Origin of the sequence: Atopobium sp. BS2, from assembly GCF_000565075.1 — a bacterium.
Classification (GTDB): Bacteria; Actinomycetota; Coriobacteriia; order Coriobacteriales; family Atopobiaceae; genus Lancefieldella.
This window is the reverse complement of record NZ_JDFG01000022.1, coordinates 1-13,325: the sequence shown is the minus strand read 5'-3', so window position 1 is coordinate 13,325 and position 13,325 is coordinate 1. Positions and strand designations below refer to the sequence as shown.

Sequence of the window (13,325 nt, the reverse complement as noted above, 5' to 3'; positions counted from 1 at the left end):
TTAGGAACATGTCAATTCTTCGGCAGAACCTACCAAAGCTGCGCTATTTTGTGCGCCAACCTAAAAGCCGACGCTAACACGCTGCAGAATCATAATCACCCACAATGAACTGCCTCCCATTTCTTGGACACGAGAAATGGGAGGCAGTTCAACATGAGAGGTTTAAATTTAACTTCCAGTCCTATTTGCTACTGTCTTGCTTTAACCTCAGCAACAAGCTGATCAGCAGGCACCTGTACCTGCTCGTGAGACTCCATATCACGAAGGGTTACCGCACCGGCTTCAACCTCATCTGGACCAATAACCACGCAAAGCGTTGCGCCCATCTTATCTGCCTGCTTAAACTGAGCCTTCAGCGAACGACCCGTACGATCAGCCTCGCATCTAATGCCAGCCTCACGCAATGCCAGCACGGTATCAAATACAACAGGAGCCTGATCAGCGCCTGCGCAAGCAACATACACACAGCTTGGAGCTGCGGGCTCAGCTGCAACACCAAGAGCTTCCAGCGCCAGCATAATGCGCTCAAAGCCAACAGCAAATCCAACGCCTGGGGTTGGCTTTCCGCCTTCAAGCTCAACAAGACCGTCATAACGGCCGCCACCGCCGATAGCGCCAACGCCAGCGTTTGGAATCTCTACCTCAAAAACAGTACGTGTGTAGTAATCCAAACCGCGAACAAGCGTTGGATCTTCAACATACGAAATACCAGCAGCGTCCAGATATGCCTTGACCTGCTCATAGTGAGCACGACAATCATCACACAGGTTGTCAGAAATCAGTGGAGCGTCCTTCATAACCGCGTGACAGCTCTCGTTTTTGCAGTCAAATGCACGAAGTGGATTAATCTCCGCACGCTCAAGACAGTCCTCACACATCTCATCCTTGTGATCAAGAATGAACTGCTTGACCTTCTCGCGATATGCAGGGCGGCACTCCGCGTCACCCATGGAGTTAATCATGAGCTTCATATCAGCTGGCAAGAAACCCATCTGCTCGTAGAACTTCATCAACATGATGATGGACTCTGCATCAGCAGCTGAATCTGAGGCTCCAAGCCACTCGACACCTACCTGGTGGAACTGGCGCAGACGGCCTTTCTGAGGACGCTCTCCCCTGAACATTGACTCGGCATACCAAAGTTTTGCAGGAGTTCCTCCCTGTGGCACAAAGTTGTGCTCAACGGCAGCACGGACCACACCAGCAGTTCCCTCAGGACGCATAGCCATACGCTGACGAGGCTTAAGACCGGACTCATTGCCGGCAGCCAGCAAATCATCAAGTAGCGCGCCTGAAAAAACACGGAACATCTCTTTGCGTACTACATCGGTTGACTCACCAATACCGTGAACAAAGGTGTCTACCTGCTCAAGTGCAGGAGTCTCAATGCGGTCAAAGCCATAAGTACCAAACAGATGGCGGGCAACATCTTGCATATGCTCCCAAGAGCGCATATAGCCGCCGTAAAGATCTTCGGTACCTTGAATTCTCTGACCCATGAATCCTCCTTGTTACAAACATAGATGTTTCTAGTTTACCCATGAGAGACAGCTCTGGCGCAGAAAAGCTTTTATAACTTTTGAAACCTATGAAAAAATCCGATTATTTTCTAGAAAACGTGAAAAAGTGCGTATGTGAGGGTTGCTTTTTAATTCCTACCATTTAGTATGAATTAGCGGATTTTGGGGTATGACAAAAACATCGGTGACATTGGCGTTTGTCTTTGCCACAAAACCGCACTAGCACAAGGTTTTGCTCGCCCTAGAGCTGCCCAAACTTGCTAGTCACAAACGTATCACGTGCTTGCACGTAGAGGTATTTGGAGTGATTTATGGCAACTGAGCTACTCCGTGTAAACGGAATTTCTGCAGGTACCGAGGAGAAATCCATCCTGCATTCAATTGATCTGAGCATTGGTGATGGCCAGGCTCACGTTCTGATGGGACCTAACGGCGCAGGTAAATCAACACTTGGCCGCGTCATTATGGGTGATCCTACCTATAAGATTACCGAAGGTTCTCTTATCTTTAACGGCGAGGATGTAACTGAGCTTGCTGCAGATAAGCGCTCCCTTGCGGGCATCTTCCTCTCCTACCAGGCACCTGTTGAGGTTCCTGGCGTTCCTCTTTATTCATTCCTGCGTACCATTACACAGATGCGCCCTGAGCTTAAGATGACTGCTCGTCAGTTCCGTCAGCGTGTTGGTCAGATTTCTGATCACCTTGAGCTTGACCAGGGCTTCTTGATGCGTGAGCTTAACGTTGGCTTCTCTGGTGGCGAGAAGAAAAAGGTTGAAATGCTCCAGCTTCTGCTGCTTCAACCTAAGCTTGCCATTCTCGACGAGACAGACTCTGGCCTGGACGTTGACGCGCTCTCCGTTGTCTCAAAAGGCATTCAGGCTTATCGCGAGACCTGCGGCGGCTCTCTGCTCATCATTACTCACAACACCCGCATTCTTGAGCGCCTTGAGATTGACCGCACTCACGTTATGGTTAAGGGTCACCTGGTGGCAGATGGTCCTGCTGACATCATCAACCAGATTGACCACGAGGGCTTTGAGCGTTTTGAGAGCCAGACTGATGAGGGCGGTGCTAACTAGTGAGCGAGAAGAAGCGATCTGAGGTCGCTGACGTAGACCGCTCGCTCTACGACTTCACCAAGTCCGAAGAGGGTTACGAGCGCTACGATGATGGCCTTACGCCAGAAATTGTGCGTGCTATTTCCGAGAAAAAAGAAGAACCCGAGTGGATGCTCCAGATGAGGTTGTCGGCCCTGGAAACCTATCACCAGCGCCAGATGGCTACCAACTGGGGACCTTCTATTGCAGGTCTGGATTTGAATCATATCTCCACGTATGTCTCGCCAAAGACTCAGGAGGCAAATAGCTGGGACGACGTACCTGAGGATATTAGGGATACCTTTGATCGTCTGGGAATTCCACAGGCAGAGGCAGAGAGCCTTGCTGGTGTTGGTGCTCAGTACGATTCTGAGATTGTCTATCACAACATGCGTGAGGAAGTTGCTGAGCAGGGTGTTATTTACACCACTATTGAGGATGCTCTACATGATCCACAGTGGGAGCCCGTTGTTAAAGAGTACTTTGGCAAGCTGATTCCTCCTTCAGACCACAAGTTTGCGGCGCTGCACTATGCCGTGTGGTCTGGCGGTTCTTTTGTCTATGTTCCTAAAAATGTCACTCTGGACTACCCACTTCAGAGTTACTTCAGACTGAATGCTCAGGGTGCTGGCCAGTTTGAGCACACGCTTATTATTGTTGAGGAAGGTGCTGACCTGCACTTTATTGAGGGTTGCTCCGCACCTAAGTACTATGCAGCAAACCTCCATGCAGGAGCTGTTGAACTCTTTGTTAAGGACGGCGCTCGTCTGCGCTACTCGACCATCGAAAACTGGTCCAAGAACATGTACAACCTCAACACCAAGCGCGCCATTATTGGCAGCAATGCAAAGATGGAGTGGGTCTCGGGCTCTTTTGGTAGCCACGTTTCCTACCTCTACCCTTCTACAATCATGAACGGCGATTCTTCTAACTGCGAGTTCACCGGTATTACGTTTGCAGGCGCTACGCAGGACCTGGATACAGGCTGCAAGGTGATCATCAACGGCTCCAATAACTCGGCAAACGTTGACACTAAGTCCATCTCCAAGGACGGTGGCGTCAACACCTTCCGCTCTACAGTTACCGTTGGACGCAAGGCAGAAAACGCTCGCGTGGCATTCTCGTGCCAGTCTCTGATGCTGGATAACATCAGCCGTTCCGACACCATCCCAGAGATGGATGTCCGCAATGCGACTGCTCAGATTGGCCACGAGGCAACTATTGGCCGCATTTCTGATGACACCGTTTTGTACCTGATGAGCCGCGGTTGCTCTGAGGCTGAGGCTCGCACCATGGTAGTAAACGGATTTGCAAACCCTGTCTCAAAGGAGCTCCCAATGGAGTACGCCGTTGAGATGAACAACCTGATTAAACTTGAGATGGAAGGAGCGATTGGTTAATGGATAACGTTTTGATTAATCGCGCCAACGTTCCTGCAGCTCAGACATGGAACCGTCTACGCGCAAACTCACTGTCAGTTACCGTCCCTAATCACGCTGACGCAGGCAAAGTCTACCTGCCTCTGCCTCGCCTTTTTGAGCGCATTGAGTGTGGAATGGGCCAAGAGGTTACTGACTACGTAGAGTCACAGGCATTCAAGTCTGATTTCTACAACGTTCCCGCTCGTACCAAGCGAGATGAGCCTATTGTTGTTGCTGTTTCTGCAGCTCAAAATCAGTGTGCTAACACCGGCATCATTGTACGCGAAGGTGCCGAGGCTACCGTAGTCATCGCAGCGTTTGCAGGCGATGTTGACGGCGACGCACCTACAGGCAGCGACGCGAACGACGATGCGCTTCCAACCAGCGCTGCGCTCACCCGCATTGTGGTTGAGGCTGGTGCAAAACTGCACCTTATTGAGATGCTTGGCGTCAATGAGGGCCAGCAGCACCTTGAAAGCGTTGGCCTTGAGATTCACCAGGACGCTGCTGTTGACGTTAAGCAGTACGCTCTGGGTGGATCAACCATCGGTCTTGGCCTTACCGCCAACTTAGTTGGCGCTCAAGCTCGCCTTGACCTTAACAATCGCTATCACGCTACTCACGAAGAGACGCTTGATATTAACCACCTGGTACGCATGCGTGGTACCTCTACGCGCGCGCTGCTCACCGAGTCCGGCGTCCTTAACGAGGCAGCTAAGAAGACGCTTCGCGCAACTATCGATCTTGTCCGCGGTGCAAAGGATGCCCAGGGCAACGAGATTGAAACGGTCATGATTCTTGGTGACGACGTTGTCAACAAGACCATGCCTGCTATTCTCTGTGATGAAGACGACGTTGCTGGTAACCACGGCGCTACCATCGGATCCGTCTCCCCTGAGCAGCTTGATTACCTTGCGGCTCGAGGACTTTCTCACCAGGCTGCTGAGCAGATGTTTATACGCGCTCTTTTTGAAGACGCCATCATCAACGCGCCTGAGGAGATTTCTCACCGCGTGGCTGTTGAGCGTTGCGAGGCTGAGCTGGGCGCAGAAATTGCTCACGACTATGACGGATCTGCAGCTAGTGACGACGCAGCTGGCAACTCCCTGGCTGCCAGTGATGGCAGGAATTCCGACGCTGAAGCCGATTCCAGCAAAGGTGGTGTCGCGTAATGACCGACGCAGAAGTTGCTCAGATTACCGATAACCCTTACAAGGCAGATTTTCCAATTCTGGCAGCAAACCCCGAGGTAGCTTACTTGGACAGCGCTGCTACTTCTCAGCGCCCCCGTGCGGTTATTGAGGCGCAGTCTGGCTTCTACGAGACCATGAACGCAAACGCACTGCGCGGATTGTACCGTTGGAGTGTAGAAGCAACCGCAGCTATCGAGGGAGCTCGTGCTTCGATTGCAAAGTTCATTGGCGCTGTCGATAAAAATGGCAAGCCAGAAAGCCAGCAGATTATCTTTACGCGCAACACTTCTGAGGCGCTTAATCTGGTTGCTTCAAGCCTTGGCCGCTATGCACTCAAGCCAGGCGATGACGTGGTCATTTCCATTATGGAGCACCACTCCAATATCATCCCATGGCAGCAGATTTGTAAAGCTACCGGCGCTAACCTGGTGTACCTGCGCATGAATTCGCAGTACCAGATTACGCCTGAAGAGATTGCGTCAAAGATTACCGAGCGCGCAAAGATTGTGTCTGTCACACACGTCTCCAACGTGCTGGGCACCCGCAATGACATCAAGGCCATTGCCAAGCGCGCTCACACTATGGGCGCCTACATGGTTGTCGACGCCGCCCAATCCGCACCTCACATCCCTATTGATGTGCACGATCTTGACTGCGACCTGCTAGCTTTCTCGGCACATAAGATGTGTGGACCTATGGGTATTGGCGTACTCTGGGGTCGCGCTGAACTGCTTGATGCCATGCCACCGTTCCTTACCGGTGGCGAAATGATTGATTCCGTCACCGAAACCAGCGCTGTTTGGGCTCCTGTTCCCGAGAAGTTTGAGGCAGGCACGCAGGACGCCGCAGGTATCTATGCTACCGGCGCCGCTGTCGAATACCTCAACGGCTTGGACATGGCAAAAATCGAGAAGCGAGAAGAACTTCTCGCCAGGTACTTAGTGCAGCAGCTGTGCACGCTGGACTTTGTTGACATCGTTGGCTCTAAGCTGGGACAAAACCACGTGGGCGCTGTGGCCTTTAACGTGCGCGGCGTTCATCCACACGACGTCTCGAGCATCCTAGACATGAACAACGTTTGCATTCGCGCTGGTCATCACTGTGCCGAGCCGCTTTTGATTGAGTTGCACGAGTCCAGCACCTGCCGCGCATCCGTTGCGTTCTACAACGATAAACACGATATTGACCAGCTCGTCGAGGGTCTTAACCAGGTATGGAAGATCTTTGGCAGCGCGGTCAGCAACAAATAAAACAAGGAGTTGAAATAAGTGGCAGCAAACGACCTGTATAACGCTGAGTTTATGGACCACGTTTCTCACCCCGATTACAAATACCAGATGGACAACCCAACCGTCTCCCACGAGGGCGTCAACCCTTCTTGTGGCGATGAGCTCACGTTTTCCGTGCGTATTGAGGATGGAAAGATTGCCGAGGCTGCTTTTGTGGGCAGCGGATGTGCGATTTCTCAGGCTTCGGCCGACATCATGAGCGATCTGATGATTGACCGCACCCCAGAAGAGGCCATTGAGCTTTGCAAACTCTTTGGACGCATGATTCGCGGAGAAGAGACCGACGAGGCTGTGCTTGACCAGCTGGAAGATGCTAACATCCTGCACGACATCGCTCACATGCCCGCACGCGTTAAGTGCGCCGAGCTGGCATGGCATACGCTCGAGGAGATGCTTGAGGCCCACAACAGCGGTTCTGCCGCAGCCGGTGCGTCTACCACCGAGGACGGCACCGAGAGCAAGCGCGCTGAGGACGGCGAGTAGCCGTGGCTGGAATGTTCTCTACAAAGGGAATGTACGCACTCCGCGCAATGGCTGACCTAGCTGTTCACGAGGGATGGGTCTCGCTGGGCGACGTTTCCGAGCGCCAGAACATCTCGCGCAAGTACCTTGAGCAGGTCATTGCCCTGATGCACAAGGCTGGATACGTCGAGAGTCTGCGCGGAAAGGGCGGCGGCTATCGCCTCACGCGCAAGCCCGAGGACTACACGCTAGGTGAGATTCTTCGCGCAGCCGAAGGAAATCTTGCGCCCGCTAGCTGCTTGAACTGCACAAACACCACCCTCTGTCCCCAGATGGAGTCCTGCACCACCATCAACATTTGGCGCGACCTTGGCCGCATGACCTCCAGTTTCCTGGACAGCAAGACGCTCGCGGACATCGCCCGCAACGAAGGCAACATGCACGTCTCCCCCGCCGACAACCCTACCGCTGAGTAAGCGTTTAAGCTGCGGTTTTATTGTCGTGTGCGGTGGTGCTTTCATGGCAAGAGGGCTCTGGAGTGTACCGGGTTTCTCGCGAGAAGGGCGCACCAGGAGTCCGGCGAATGCAAGCCGAGTGCGCGCTGGATGCAAGCCGAGTGCGAGCCTGAAAATTACATCAAGTCTGAACAATTTGCCGGTTTTTCTCACCATGTCTGAGTGATTTGCCGGTTTTTCTTACCAAGTCTGAGTGAATTCACTCAGACTTGGTGTGACTTTCAGGCTCTGATTTCCTATTCCTTAAAGAATTTCATTGCAGATTTAAGCCCGACTTACTTAATCTTTTCCAGCTCCTTCCATAATTTAATTCTTTTCCCTCTTTCAATTTGCCTTTGTTTTGAAGATGTATGTCTTCTTGGCAAATTTAATCTAGAGCGAATGACTGTAAATAGATTGTCCATAAAAACAATGTCGTCATATTCATTTTTGCTAATTACAAACTCTTCTATGCCAGCAGCTAAAAGTTCATTACTTCGTTTGTAGTCTCTACCTGCAATCTCAATTGATTCATGAACAGATCCATTATATTCAAGTGCTACATTTTGAGTACCTCGTGCATTTGATACACCGCTGGACAGAAGTAGATCGATTGCACGATTTTTCTTTTGAGATTTGATACCTGACATGTTTTGTATCTCAAATTCTTTGTTTAACTCAACGCATGGAATAGCATATCCACCTTTATACACTGGCATTAAAGCTCGAAGTGCAAGTTTAGCCTCCATCGGGGAAGCTGCATTTTCAACAGACAAATCTGCCGCAGCCTTTACTTTTCTAAAAGATCTAGCACCTTTCTTTTTGCTGAGATATGCAAGTAATTCTGACTTTTTGAAAAGAGGCGAATACCAATTTGACTGCAATTCTCCTGTTGACGCATCAATAACAAAACGTCCTTGGAATTCTGAAATGAGGAGCACTAGTTCTAACAGACTCAATTTAGAAGCCATTTGAAACAGCAATTCGAATGGAGATGAAATTAAAACTGAAAAGCTGCTTATATTCAGTTTTATTACAGAGTCAAGCGAAGCACATGTATCAACATGAAAATGAATTCCTTCATAAGCACAGGAATTCTTTTTATTGCTCACAGTAATTTCAACTGGATTTTTAAGTTCAATACCATAATCTACTAGCAACTCGGCATTAATAGCTCTAACCAAATCACGATAAGGAATATCATCTTTGGTCAGTAATTGTCTAGCATCTAAATTGAACTTATTCAGATACTCATTAAATCCATGCATTAAGAGTTCGTGTCTCCGTGTTCGCAAAGCACGATAAATTTGTAGAGCAGATGTATGTGAAAGGTAATATTCCATATGGAAATAGTATTTCTAAAAGTCAAATAAACAAAACAACAAAAAACCTACTGATATTTGATTAATACGTTATTTCCGCAGATAGATTAAAAACACCTTCAAATATCATCTTTTAAAAGTCCTGCTACAAAGATTAGACCACTTAAATAAATGTACTTTCTCAATTTCATGACAAATAAGTGACAAAATTAGAATTCCATAATTTAACTGAGTATTCTTCTCAATGCTGCATGACGCAAATGAGCATTACATGTTAATTGACACTAGTTTGAAATGCGAACTGGATTAAGCAGCTTGCGCACTTCTCTTTCATGAAACCGAGCCTGAATTGTTTAACAAGTCTGAACAAAATCACTCAGATAAGGCGAGAAAAACAGGCAAATTACTCAGACATGGTGAGCAAATCCGGCAAATCGTTCAGACTTGGCGAGAAAATCAGGCTCTCATCAAATGTATCTCGCGAGAAGGACGTACCAGGCGCACGTCTTTCGCACATGCTAGCCCAACAAAAAACGGACCTGGAGAAAATCCAGGTCCGTCTCTTTAACTAGCTGCGAGCGTGCGACGCTTCGATGCGCGCCCAGCGTATGCTGCAGGTTAGTTCCAAGCCTTACCGTCGGAACCAAACTCGCGGATGAGCTCCTTGGTGCGCTCGACAATTGCCTCGCGACCAGGCTTCAGAAGCTTACGAGGATCGTAGCCCTTGCCGTTGTCAACAAGGCCAGCCTCAACGTACTTCTTGGTTGCCTCAGCAAAGACAAGCTGAAGATCGGTGTTGACATTGATCTTGGAAATGCCCATAGAGATAGCCTTCTGAACCTGCTCTACAGGAATGCCGGTGCCACCGTGAAGAACAAGTGGAAGATCGCCAACGCGCTCCTTGATAGCCTTGAGCTGGTCGAAGGAGAGGCCCTCCCAGTTAGCTGGATAGATACCGTGAATGTTGCCGATGCCGCATGCAAGGAAGTCAACGCCCAGGTCAGCAATCTTTGCGCACTGCTCAGGATCAGCAAGCTCGCCCTTAGCGGTTACGCCGTCCTCAGTGCCGCCGATGCCGCCGACCTCAGCCTCAACAGAAATACCCTTTGCGTGAGCTGCCTTTACGACCTCTTCGGTGCGCTTAAGGTTGGTCTCAAAATCAGGCTCGTGAGAACCATCGTACATGATGGAAGTAAATCCAGCCTCGATGCACTTGAATGCATCCTCATATGAACCGTGGTCAAGGTGAAGAGCAACTGGAACAGTGATGTTCTTGTCCTCAACAAGACGACGAACCATGTCTGCAACAACGCGGTAGCTTACCTGCCACTTTGCTGCGCCGCTGGTGCACTGAATGATGACAGGAGACTGAAGCTCTTCTGCTGCATCAAGGATTGCTGCGGTCCACTCAAGGTTGTTCTCGTTGAATGCGCCGATGCCATAGTGGCCCTTCTCGGCACTCTGGAGCATGGCTTTTGCGCTTACAAGCATGCTAAACCTCCGTTTGACGGAAAACTGATACATGTAAATGATACCTTGTTTCATCCCCTTTGATACGGTCGTTTTTAACAAATACATGGCGAGAAACACGCGCATAAGAAAATCGCTTAGTTACTCACAGAACTTCTCGCCATTTCCGACACTGAAGTTGTATGTTGGATGAAACTTAATGCCCTCTGATGTTGCGATTTAGCGACGAAACATTACATCTTCACAAAAATGAGGTAGGCTATCAGTTCGAAGAAAGGAGCATCTTGTGAGCTATAAGCACTTTGATGCAGACAAAACTCGATTAGCTTCGCCTGCTCAGTCTACAGATGAGGCAACAAACGAGAAGCCCAGCCTTCTTAAGGACGTCTCAATTACCCAAATTTTGGCAACATCGCTTGCCGCGGTGACTGCGTTTGTACTGTCAAACCAGATTGGTATTGCAGGCTCGATTATCGGCGTGGCCGTTGGTGCCGCCGCCTCGGCGCTTGCTTCGCAGATTTACCAGAACGTTATCAGGCGCTCCACGCATAAATTCCGCGCTGGCGACAACGATGAATATAACCAGCAGGCATATCCAAACAGCAGCCAAACAACGCTTGAAGGCACACAATATATGCCTCGAGCACAATATGCACCTTCTCGCGATTTTTATCCCAGCGCTGACTCTGGTACAGGGCAGTCGTCACAGGTAAATCGCACGCCAACACTGTCTCGCAAGCGCGTAAGAGCGCTGACTATCGTGACCATTATTTCAATTATCTTTACCATTTCTGCCGTCATTCTTTATGCAATGTTCCTCAGCTATATCACCGACGGATCTGGCTTGGGACCAAAGGTCAGCACAACCCCAGTTGTGACGGAAAAAACTACGAATACCAGCAATTCGACGGATAAGAAAGACGATTCCAGCTCTTCTAGCGAGAAGACCGACGAGTCAAGCAAGTCCACTGATTCCAAGGATTCCTCTTCGGAGAGCACTGACTCCAAGAAATCAGAGACCACCAGCTCCGACAGCTCGTCTAGTTCGGAAAAGACCAGCGACTCGAGCAGCTCAAGCAGCTCGTCTGAGAGTAATTCTTCCAGCAACAACTCTGGAACGGGCAGCTCAAACAGCAATTCTGGTTCCAATCAGAACTCTGGCTCTAGCAATAGTTCTGGCAGCGGATCCAGTGGTTCTGGCTCAAACAGCTCCAATGGTGGCAACTAAGTCGCGGTCTCATCACGGGCGGCGCAACTAACAGCAACAATAAGCAGCAGCTCTGACAGAGCTTGCTACAGAAAGGATGGGTATGGAAACCACAAACGCATGGAAAAAGTACACCTCGGAGGACCTGGACAAACTCCAGTCGTTTACCGAGGGCTACAGAAAGTTTATCTCCGAGAACAAGACTGAGCGCGAGTGCGCCGCAAGCGCTATCAAGCTTGCCGAAGCAGCAGGTTACGTTAAGCTTTCTGACGCCATCGCTGCAGGTAAAACCCTCAAGGCTGGCGATAAAGTCTATGCAGACATTCGCGGCAAGTCCGTCATCTTTGTCCAGATTGGCACCAAATCCCTGGAAGAGGGTCTAAACATTCTTGGTGCTCACATCGACTCCCCTCGCCTGGACGTCAAGCAGAACCCTCTTGAGGAGCGCAATGAGCTTGCTACCCTTGACACCCACTACTACGGCGGCGTCAAAAAGTACCAGTGGGTCACCATTCCTCTGGCAATTCATGGCGTTCTTGCACTTAAAGACGGTAGCGTCGTAAACGTATGCGTTGGTGAGGATCCAACGGACCCTGTTTTCTGCATCTCCGACCTTCTCATCCACTTGAGCGCTGAGCAGCTTGGAAAGACTGCTTCCAAGGTCATCGAGGGCGAGATGCTGGATCTTATTGTTGGCAATCGTCCACTTGTTTGGGGCCAGAATGGCGAGAAACCCGCTGATGCAGAGGGCGACGAGTCAAAGGAAGCTGTTAAGGCTAACGTCATCAACATCCTGAAGGACCTCTACGGCATTGAGGAAGCAGACCTTCTCTCCGCTGAGCTTGAGATTGTTCCTGCAGGTCCTGCCCGCGACATGGGCTTTGACCGCTCCATGATCTTGGGCTACGGTCACGATGACCGCAGCTGCTCCTACCCTTCCCTGATTGCGCAGCTTGAGTGCGACACTCCTGCGCGTACCTTCGTCACCATCCTGACCGACAAGGAAGAGATTGGCTCCGTTGGCGCCACTGGCATGAATTCCCTCTTCTTTGAGAACATCATGGCAGAGGTCCTGGCGCTTGCTGGTTTTGAGTCTCCACTTTCCCTGCGCCGCTGCATGGCCAACTCCTACATGCTCTCCAGTGACGTTTCTGCTGGTTATGATCCTAGCTTTACGGGTAGTTTTGAAATCAAGAACTCCGCTATCATGGGTCACGGTCTTGCATTCAACAAGTTCACTGGTAGTGGCGGCAAGTTTGGCTCCAACGACGCTGATGCCGAGTACGTAGCACTGATTCGTCGCATTATGGACAACGCTGGCGTTCAGTTCCAGACCGCTGAGCTTGGTCGTGTTGACGCTGGTGGCGGCGGAACCATTGCTTACATGCTGGCTAAATATGGCATGCACGTCATCGACTGCGGCGTTCCCGTTCTCTCCATGCATGCACCATGGGAGATTGCAAACAAGGCCGACATCTTTGAGGCTTATCGCGGATATCGCGCATTCCTTGAGTTCAGCGAGTAATTAAACTACACAAATTAGCTGCACAAACAAAATTGTGCACGCAAATCAAGCTAACAAGAAAGACGTGAGAGACAAACTCTCACGTCTTTTTCTGTATCAAATCCGAGGCGAGAAACCCATCCAGCCCGCAGTGAACTGCCTCCCATTTCTTAGACACAAAAAAATAGGAGGCAGTTCAAAACACACCTAAGTCGGATAATCTGCAAAAAAGACGTATACATGACGCAGAAAATACCTCAATCATGCAGATTATCGTCATTAGATGTGTAAAATGCCCTCATCTGAGCAGATTATCCGACTTAGGTGTGTTCCGTAGGTGCGAAAT

At 50.0% G+C, this 13,325-nt stretch carries 11 protein-coding genes; 8 read left to right on the top strand and 3 right to left on the bottom strand.

The genetic code is table 11. The annotated features are described in order from the left end of the window. Window positions 1–188 precede the first annotated feature (188 nt). Entirely contained in the window at window positions 189–1,499 is a 1,311-nt protein-coding gene (gene hisS / locus HMPREF1492_RS02630) for a histidine--tRNA ligase (protein WP_035435651.1), read from the bottom strand. A gap of 332 nt (window positions 1,500–1,831) precedes the next feature. Between hisS and sufC the strand changes: the two genes are divergently transcribed. From sufC to HMPREF1492_RS02600, 6 genes are read left to right on the top strand one after another with little or no spacing between them, the layout of a single operon-like run. After that, complete coding sequence (gene sufC / locus HMPREF1492_RS02625; RefSeq protein ID WP_035432880.1) at window positions 1,832–2,599, top strand: Fe-S cluster assembly ATPase SufC; 768 nt, start codon at window positions 1,832–1,834, stop codon at window positions 2,597–2,599. Further along, complete coding sequence (gene sufB, locus HMPREF1492_RS02620; protein WP_035435649.1) at window positions 2,599–4,017, top strand: Fe-S cluster assembly protein SufB; 1,419 nt, start codon at window positions 2,599–2,601, stop codon at window positions 4,015–4,017. The genes sufC and sufB overlap by 1 nt, the downstream gene beginning before the upstream one ends. Then, the gene (locus tag HMPREF1492_RS02615) at window positions 4,017–5,210 is read left to right on the top strand and encodes a SufB/SufD family protein (protein WP_035428261.1); all 1,194 of its coding nucleotides are present in this window, start codon (window positions 4,017–4,019) and stop codon (window positions 5,208–5,210) included. The genes sufB and HMPREF1492_RS02615 overlap by 1 nt, the downstream gene beginning before the upstream one ends. Then, window positions 5,210–6,481 carry an aminotransferase class V-fold PLP-dependent enzyme gene (locus HMPREF1492_RS02610; RefSeq protein ID WP_035435647.1) on the top strand — a complete coding sequence of 424 codons (1,272 nt, stop codon included), beginning with the start codon at window positions 5,210–5,212 and terminating at the stop codon, window positions 6,479–6,481. Before HMPREF1492_RS02615 ends, HMPREF1492_RS02610 begins: the two co-directional genes overlap by 1 nt. An 18-nt stretch (window positions 6,482–6,499) precedes the next feature. Beyond that, complete coding sequence (gene sufU, locus HMPREF1492_RS02605) at window positions 6,500–7,003, top strand: Fe-S cluster assembly sulfur transfer protein SufU (RefSeq protein ID WP_035435645.1); 504 nt, start codon at window positions 6,500–6,502, stop codon at window positions 7,001–7,003. Window positions 7,004–7,005: 2 nt separating this feature from the next. Beyond that, window positions 7,006–7,458 (top strand): RrF2 family transcriptional regulator, encoded by a 453-nt coding sequence (locus tag HMPREF1492_RS02600; protein WP_035435642.1) that lies wholly within the window; start codon window positions 7,006–7,008, stop codon window positions 7,456–7,458. 314 nt (window positions 7,459–7,772) lie between these two features. Here HMPREF1492_RS02600 and HMPREF1492_RS02595 read toward each other — a convergent pair whose 3' ends face one another. Further along, window positions 7,773–8,744, bottom strand: coding sequence for a hypothetical protein (locus tag HMPREF1492_RS02595; protein WP_035435640.1), 972 nt, complete (start codon window positions 8,742–8,744; stop codon window positions 7,773–7,775). A gap of 672 nt (window positions 8,745–9,416) precedes the next feature. Beyond that, window positions 9,417–10,289 carry a class II fructose-1,6-bisphosphate aldolase gene (gene fba, locus HMPREF1492_RS02590; protein ID WP_035432865.1) on the bottom strand — a complete coding sequence of 291 codons (873 nt, stop codon included), beginning with the start codon at window positions 10,287–10,289 and terminating at the stop codon, window positions 9,417–9,419. A gap of 265 nt (window positions 10,290–10,554) precedes the next feature. Between fba and HMPREF1492_RS07230 the strand changes: the two genes are divergently transcribed. Both HMPREF1492_RS07230 and HMPREF1492_RS02580 read left to right on the top strand, forming a co-directional pair. Continuing rightward, window positions 10,555–11,496, top strand: coding sequence for a hypothetical protein (locus HMPREF1492_RS07230; RefSeq protein ID WP_051479367.1), 942 nt, complete (start codon window positions 10,555–10,557; stop codon window positions 11,494–11,496). Window positions 11,497–11,578: 82 nt separating this feature from the next. Next, window positions 11,579–13,000, top strand: coding sequence for an aminopeptidase (locus HMPREF1492_RS02580; RefSeq protein ID WP_035435638.1), 1,422 nt, complete (start codon window positions 11,579–11,581; stop codon window positions 12,998–13,000). The last annotated feature ends 325 nt before the right edge of the window (window positions 13,001–13,325 follow it).